The organism is Stieleria mannarensis, from assembly GCF_014154935.1.
In the GTDB taxonomy this organism is placed as follows: domain Bacteria; phylum Planctomycetota; class Planctomycetia; order Pirellulales; family Pirellulaceae; genus Stieleria; species Stieleria mannarensis.
Map to the genome: position 1 here is coordinate 1 of NZ_JACEHH010000103.1, position 5,569 is coordinate 5,569.

Sequence of the window (5,569 nt, forward strand, 5' to 3'; positions counted from 1 at the left end):
GACCGCAAAATCAACCCCCGTCCCCTTTTCGCGGTCCGGGACAAACGACTGGTTTTTACCGCAAACCCGAACGCACCCACCATCATCATTTGCTACGGGGCGAAAAAGCATTGACAGCCGACGAGACGATGGAGGTCGCACTTCATCCGGCGACTGATTGATCTGTGTCCGCGAAGCCATTGACGCCGATGGAAACCTGGTCCAGGATGCCATCGCAAATTCTCTCTCATCCTGAATCTCGTGACCGCATTATGACATGGTTCAAACGGCTTACCGGCATCGATGAAGAATCCCCCGAGCAGGTTCACCAGCAGCTGTCGATCGACGGCGACTTCCTCGTTTGTCCCGGCGGGAAACGGGTGGCATTCGGCCACTTGGACACCCCGAAACTCTCACTGCTTCGACGATCGCTTGCGAACCTTAAGATCCAACCACGTCGTTCGACCCTTCGCGAGGTCGTCGGCGATGTCCGAGCCTTGCATGCCGATCCGGCCAATGCGGGCGCCCTGTTTCAAGTCGCCTCGCAATTCAATCTGCTGGAAATGACCGGTCCCACCGTCACGCCTGAACGAGGCGTCGGCATCTACGAGCACGACCACACGCAAGGGCCGGCGTGTGCGATCGCATGCGGAGCCGGGACGATCTATCGAAATTACTTCGCCGACGTCGATGGTCAGATCGGACAAACGGCCGGCAAGCAACTCGACTGCGCCGCGGGCCTCGGAACCGCACTCGGCAACGCCGATGGCCGTCTGTGGTCCATGCAAAATGGCTATCTATTTCCGACCGATGACGGACTCAACGAAATCTCGACCAAGTTACAGCAGATGACCGAGGACGAATTGGATCGGCTTCGCGGCGAGCTTTGCATCGGTTTGCAACATGACGCCGAAGTCACGCTTGACGGAGCCAGCCACCGAGTCTCACAAGCCTATTGCTCGGCGCTGCCGGTCGCCTACGGCCGGCAATCCGAAGATCAATGGACCGAATTTGCCAGGTTGGTCCTCGATGCCGCTTACGAAGCAACGTTGGCGGCAGCGGTCCTCAACGCAAGTCGCACCGGCGTCAACACGGTCTTCCTGACCTTGCTCGGTGGCGGCGTCTTCGGCAACCGTGATCGGTGGATCATCGACGCGATCGAAAGAGCGTTCAAGATCCACGCCGACTGCGGTCTCAATGTTCGAGTCGTCTCCTACGGCAGATCCAAACCCGCCGTCGCCGAGCTTGTCAGCCGGGCCGGCCGTGATCTGCGTTGACGCGAGGCGGCGGGCATACGTGTTGGTGTACAGGCTTTAGCCGCTTGCCGTCGCTGCGTCGCAGCGACAGGGAATCCGATTCGGTCGGGCGGGTGTCGCCGCGACCGAATCGCGTTAGCCAACGATCTCAGTTGGCTGTCACTTTGATGCGGCGAGGCTTGGCCGCCTCGGACTTCGGCAAGTGAAGCGTCAACACGCCGTCGTTCAATTCCGCGTTGATGCGTTCACCGTCGACCGCTTCGCCGATCGTGAACGTCCGGTGGAAGTCCCCCACGCCGTACTCGCTGTACAGCATGCGATCGTCGTCGTGACGGTGGCTGACCTTCCCGTGAATCGTCAGTTGCCGATTCTCAAACGCGATGTCCAGGCTGTCAGGGTCGACGCCGGGCAGGTCGCCGTAAAGGACCAGTTCGTCGTCGCCCTCCCAAATATCGAATCGAGGGGAGAAGGTCGCTTGATACGTTTCTTCGCCGTTTCCGCTTTGGACCGACGGCGAATCGCCATTACCATTTTGGGGATTGTGTTTGGTTGTTGTCATGGTGGTGCTCATGGTTCACCTCCGTTGTCAAAAACTGTGTTTGAGATTCTCCCGCGGAGGCCGCGACCAGGGTGGTCGCTCACTCCGTGGCATACAGAGTCGGATCAATTCGCTTTGATCGCGATGCGGCGTGGTTTGACGGCTTCGCTCTTGGGCAGCGTGATGTGCAGCACGCCGTTCTGGAACTCGGCCGACACCTTGTCGCCATCGACATCACCGGGCACTTCGATCATCCGGCTGAACTTCCCATAGCCACGTTCTTGGCGATGCCACGTGCCGTCCTCGTGTTCCGGCGGACGTCGCTCGCCCTTGATCGTCAACTGATTCCCGGTGACGTAGATTTCCAACTCATCCATGTTGAAGCCGGGCAGTTCGGCTTCGGCGTACAGATTGTCGTCGTCTTCCCAGACGTTCAGTGCCGGATACGATCCGGCGGCAAACGGACATCCCATCTCGTTGCCCGTTCCGCGGCGACCGAAGACCCGATCCATCTCGCGGCTCAGACGGTTCATTTCAGTCCAGGGATCCCATCGAGTTGCCAACATAGCATTACCCTCCTTTTACAAAGGAATAACGAAAGGTTGATCGTTCGAATCAGACGGGGTTTGCCGGCGGCAAAGAGGTGGATGCCACTTTTCGCCAGCGTCCCGCGTTCGGTCCTCTGACCGGCCCAGCCACTTTGGCAGACCGTCGTGACGTCGAAACGAAAATGCAACGGGCGTGCCAATTTACCGCGATTCTGTCTTGAGAACTCGAGTGAAACGTTGTCAAACGCGGCTTGGACAAGCTGGCACGGACCAGCGACAAAATGTCGTGGCCAGGTTTGGTGCGATGCCCCTGACAAGTCGGCGATCGATCTACAGGGAAACAAACGTTGCTCGAAATTCGCGATTCGTTTCAGCGAGCTGACGTCGCGAATCCCGAGTACGGGTCGACGCCCATCTCCGTCTCCCAACGCTTCAATTTCTCGACGAGCGTCTTTGCCTTGGCAGGATGGCGCTCGACGAGACTCTGTTGCTCGCTTCGATCTTGGGCCACATTGTACAAGCTCAGCTTTCCGCTCCGATAGCCGATCAATTTCCAGTCTCCCTCGCGCACCGAGACGTATTGGTCTTCGTACGCTCGATAACCAAAGATCGGTTCACCCCGGTCCAAGTTCTGATTGGACTTCAAAACTGGCAGCAGTGAAACACCGTCCAGATCCTCAAAGCTTTCGGGGTCACCCCCGGCGACTTCGACCAACGTCGGAAACAAATCCGTGGTTTGAACCACACTGTCATTGGTGCAGCCCGGCGTCACAACACCCGGCCAGCGCACGATCAACGGGACCCGCGCGCCGCCCTCGCACAACGTGTCCGATCGCTTGCAGCCACGGTACGGCGCCCACTCAAACAGGCTGCCCTGATCAGAAGTGAACAGAATCAACGTGTTGTCCTCGATGCCCCGCTGCTTGATGGCGTCCAGGACGCGGCCGACCGATTCATCCACCGCGGCAACCTGGGCCGCGTAGTCCGCCAGCTTCCCCTCCAGCCCTGCCTTTCCCGCCGTCTTTTGCTTCAGATCCTTGCGACCGATGTTGGGCGAATGCACGTTGTAGTACCAAAGCGAAATCATGAAGGGCTGATCTCGCTGGTACGATTGCACAAATGCGACGGTCTGGTCCGTGAGCTTGTCGGTCAGATACTCGTCTTCACGTGCCTCGGGAAAGACCTCGCCATGGGCGGTGAACGGAGGGTAGTAGCCCTTGGGGTGCCCGTAGTTGCTGGTGCCGATTTGTTTGTCAAATCCCTGATGAATCGGGTGATACGGCTCGTGCCCCAAATGCCACTTGCCGACGAACAAGTTGTAGTAGCCCTCGTCCCGCAGCGCTTCGGCATAGGTGACTTCATCGAGCGGCAACCAATTTCGACAAGGGAATTGCGCCGGATCGGTCTCCCAAAGGTTGAATTCCACATCAGTGCGGCCGAATTCATCAAAGTCGGGATGTTTGGGACCGACCGGAATGTGGCGAACGATCTTGAGCCGCACCGGGTGCTTGCCGGTCAGCAATGTCGCTCGACTGGGACTGCACGTCGGGCTGGCGACATAGCACTGATGGAAGTCCATGCCCTCCTTGGCCAGTCGGTCAATGTTCGGCGTCCCGAACAAATCGGGATTGCGATACCCAAGATTGTTCCAGCCGAGATCATCGACGAAAAATAGAACAATGTTTGGCCGGTCATTTCCGAATGCGGCTTGCGACAAGAAGAGTGTCGCAATCATGGTGCCCAGCAGGATCGGCAGCACGGCACCGCGACACGTCAGCGGGTGCGAGAAGATTCGCCGGCGGTGACGGATCCTTGACCGGGCGCTGGCGTTCAAACCGCTTGGCGTCCATGGGCTGAGGGGCCGCAGGGCATCGAATTGACCGATCATTTTCTCACTTCTTCGTTGGTGCTTTGGGTTTCTGCGTGAATAGTATCACAGGCCCGCGGCTAGCGCCGTCGGCTCACGGGGCGGATGGCTTTGGGCACGAGCTGACGGTGACACTGTGATTCACTTGGTTTGATAACCCTGCTCGCTGTCGGCGGTGTAGCGGAGCACGCTTGGGGCGCCTCGACGTAATAGCGATAGACCGCGATGGCATCATCGTGCACGCCGTACAGCATCTTGTTTTGCGGGATGCCGAGTTCTTTTGCCACGCGGATCTTCCAAGCCGCCGGAAAGTTCTCGTTCTTGTAGTAACGGATGTATTTCCACCGTTTGTCTTGCACCGCTTCGATCCGTGGGTTACCGAAATGCGTGGACCAAAGGCTTTCCGTAAAGATGTACTCGTGGACGGGCTGATCGCTGCCTTGAATCAGGTTACGCAGACTCTTGCCCTGAAAGGACTCGGGCGTGTCGATTCCGGCAAAGTCCAACATCGTGGGGGCAATGTCGATCGACTGCACCAGTTGGTCGCTGCGTTTTCCGCGTGCGGCATCGGGGACCATCGGGTTGTAGATGATCAGGGGAACGTGCGTCGTTTGTTCGTAGCAGAACGCTTTGCCAGCGAGCCCCTGTTGTCCTGAATAGAGGCCGTGATCGGAGGTGAAGATGATCACGGTGTTGTCGTCCAAACCCTCATCAACCACTGGTGTAACCGCCCTTGCCGATCGGCGCGTGGTTTTTGCCGACGTATCCGGTGTAGTACCCGGCATTGCGCATGAGGACCGGATACGACTTTGCCCACGCCTCCGGCGCGATGCTCGTTCCGGAGTTGAAGTTGACGCCATGCTTGCGTTCGAATTGGCTGAGCAAAATCGAGATTCGGCTGGGCGTACAGATCGCACTGGTGATGTACGCTCGGTCGAAGAAAACGCCTTCGCGGGCGAGTCGGTCCAGGTTGGGTGTCTGCGTCACCTCGTTCCCATCACAGCCCATCATTGAGTGCGATTGATCGTCGGTCAGGATGAAAATGAAATTAGGCCGCTGAGCGAACGAATGGGGAACGAACCACTGACAGACGCAGACAAACAATACCAGACACTGAATCGAAAACCGGAGTCGAAGTGGATCCGGCGGTGGTGCGATGACGTGATTAGCGAGCGACACGTTTCCATTCCAATTTGGCTTTCTTGAAATTGATTAGCAGGCCGACGCGCAGACCGGTGATCTTGAGGTAGTTGAGCATTTTGCCGATTTCGTGGTCGCCAATCTGATCGATTGTCTTGGTGTCGACAACAACCGTTTTAAAACAAATGAGATCAGGAATGTACGTGCCAACCTGAGTTTCTTTGGGTTCTTCGCGGCATTG

General features: G+C 57.7%; 7 protein-coding genes. 1 reads left to right on the forward strand and 6 read right to left on the reverse strand.

Going from position 1 to position 5,569, the window contains the following annotated elements; genetic code table 11:
* Nucleotides 1-251 precede the first annotated feature (251 nt).
* A complete protein-coding gene (locus H1B37_RS32240) occupies nt 252-1,256 on the forward strand; it encodes a hypothetical protein (protein WP_182871396.1) in 1,005 nt (334 codons plus the stop codon).
* 127 nt (nt 1,257-1,383) lie between these two features.
* Here the strand turns inward: H1B37_RS32240 and H1B37_RS32245 are convergent, their stop codons facing one another.
* The 6 genes from H1B37_RS32245 to H1B37_RS32265 all read right to left on the reverse strand — a co-directional run.
* Nucleotides 1,384-1,806 carry an Hsp20/alpha crystallin family protein gene (locus tag H1B37_RS32245; RefSeq protein WP_182871397.1) on the reverse strand — a complete coding sequence of 141 codons (423 nt, stop codon included), beginning with the start codon at nt 1,804-1,806 and terminating at the stop codon, nt 1,384-1,386.
* Between the two features lie 92 nt (nt 1,807-1,898).
* Nucleotides 1,899-2,339 carry an Hsp20/alpha crystallin family protein gene (locus tag H1B37_RS32250; RefSeq protein WP_182871398.1) on the reverse strand — a complete coding sequence of 147 codons (441 nt, stop codon included), beginning with the start codon at nt 2,337-2,339 and terminating at the stop codon, nt 1,899-1,901.
* Nucleotides 2,340-2,691: 352 nt separating this feature from the next.
* Nucleotides 2,692-4,209: a sulfatase gene (locus H1B37_RS32255; RefSeq protein ID WP_182871399.1), complete on the reverse strand. Its 1,518-nt coding sequence runs from the start codon at nt 4,207-4,209 to the stop codon at nt 2,692-2,694.
* Nucleotides 4,210-4,268: 59 nt separating this feature from the next.
* Entirely contained in the window at nt 4,269-4,892 is a 624-nt protein-coding gene (locus H1B37_RS34695) for a sulfatase/phosphatase domain-containing protein (RefSeq protein ID WP_353620974.1), read from the reverse strand.
* A gap of 7 nt (nt 4,893-4,899) precedes the next feature.
* The gene (locus tag H1B37_RS34700) at nt 4,900-5,367 is read right to left on the reverse strand and encodes a sulfatase-like hydrolase/transferase (protein WP_353620975.1); all 468 of its coding nucleotides are present in this window, start codon (nt 5,365-5,367) and stop codon (nt 4,900-4,902) included.
* Nucleotides 5,354-5,569, reverse strand: a 216-nt coding sequence (locus H1B37_RS32265) for a GxxExxY protein (protein ID WP_182871400.1), incomplete at its 5' end; no start/stop codon positions are given. The genes H1B37_RS34700 and H1B37_RS32265, both read right to left, overlap by 14 nt.

Coding starts and splice junctions, on each gene's coding strand:
- H1B37_RS32240 (WP_182871396.1), top strand. CDS start 252: ATGACATGGTTCAAACGGCTTACCGGCATCGATGAAGAATCCCCCGAG.
- H1B37_RS32245 (WP_182871397.1), bottom strand. CDS start 1,806: ATGAGCACCACCATGACAACAACCAAACACAATCCCCAAAATGGTAAT.
- H1B37_RS32250 (WP_182871398.1), bottom strand. CDS start 2,339: ATGTTGGCAACTCGATGGGATCCCTGGACTGAAATGAACCGTCTGAGC.
- H1B37_RS32255 (WP_182871399.1), bottom strand. CDS start 4,209: ATGATCGGTCAATTCGATGCCCTGCGGCCCCTCAGCCCATGGACGCCA.